The 1,255-nt window shown below is 47.6% G+C and carries 1 protein-coding gene; it reads right to left on the reverse strand.

The genetic code is table 11. The annotated features are described in order from the left end of the window. The coding region (locus tag AC6ROY_RS25360) for an IS4 family transposase (RefSeq protein ID WP_500103337.1) at positions 1 to 1,103 on the reverse strand (1,103 nt) is incomplete at its 3' end. Positions 1,104 to 1,255 lie beyond the last annotated feature (152 nt).

Below are 1,255 nucleotides of genomic sequence, written 5' to 3' on the forward strand. Positions count from 1 at the left end.
ACTAGATAGCGGCTAAACACGACGGTCGTGTGGCAAATGAGCATGTCAAAGGATCGCCCCTGAAACTCGGTTCCCAGCTTCAAATAGCTTTTGGTTACCTTAAAGAAGGTCTCAATACTCCATCGCATACCATAAATTCGCACGATCTCGCTCGGCTCTAGAGTTAGGTCTGTACAGAGAATGGCCAACCACTCACGGCGTTTGTTACGGTTTTGAACGAATACGAGTTTGATTGGCACTCCGCATGAAGTTCGGGTAATAACCGAACACCAAATGGAAGATTTCTTGTCTTTGGGCAAAGCCCGATACAGTTCACTCAGCGTTAAACGTTGGCCTTGGTGGATGTAGCGCTGCTTCATCTCTTTGACCATACCAATCGTGTCGAGCCCATCAGCCAAGAGTCGGCGAATGAGCGGCATCTGTGTGAACCAACTGTCCATCAGAACATAATCCGCATGGAAGCCAGCACGTAAAGCACGTTGAATCAAGTCAGCCACGGCATCAGGCTTGCGAGTAAGCGCCTCGATGCGTCGTCTATAACCATGGCAGCGTTTCTTGATTGCTGTTGTCATTTCGGTTAATCGATTCACGATGTTGGCTGAAGAGAGCATGACGAAATCGATTGGAGCGAAGCTGAAGCCGTCCGACCAGCCGAGGGTCAGCATGGTGTAGCCCTTGGCAAATCGGCCGGTTGTATGGTCAAACACCTTCGCAAGCAGTTTCGCTTTTTTACTGCGATTTCGCTGTAGAGTTGAATCATCAATAATGAATACTTTCACTCGTTTTTCCGAGGTAAGCGATGTGAACTGCCGAACGATCATCAGGCTAAGCGAATGAAGAAAAGCCCGCCATGCAAAGCCTGGATGATTTAAGAAGCGATAGACGACATCCTTGCCTGGCAGTGAATTCCCACGTTTGCTTTCAAGAAGTCGAAACCAGTTCTTTCCCTCGAAGACAAGTGAAAACAGCAACTGAAAAACAGCGAGGGCACTGAGACCGAAAGACTTTCGAATCCCTGCCTCGCGGAGCAGGGTACCGATTTTAAGAGAATGGAATATGGACGAAAAGCGAGACTGGTCAGACAGGGAACGATGGTGTACTATAAAATTACACACCTTTCTTTGTTTGCATGGTTGCTCGACACTTCCATGATACCAAACAAAGAGGGTGTTTTTCTGTCAATAGAAGAAAAAAATCGTATCCACCCTTACAGCCGCTTGGACTTCAACCTAATTGGGAGCTGCGAAAGTTGAGT

This window comes from Paenibacillus sp. sg306046 (genome assembly GCF_059821225.1).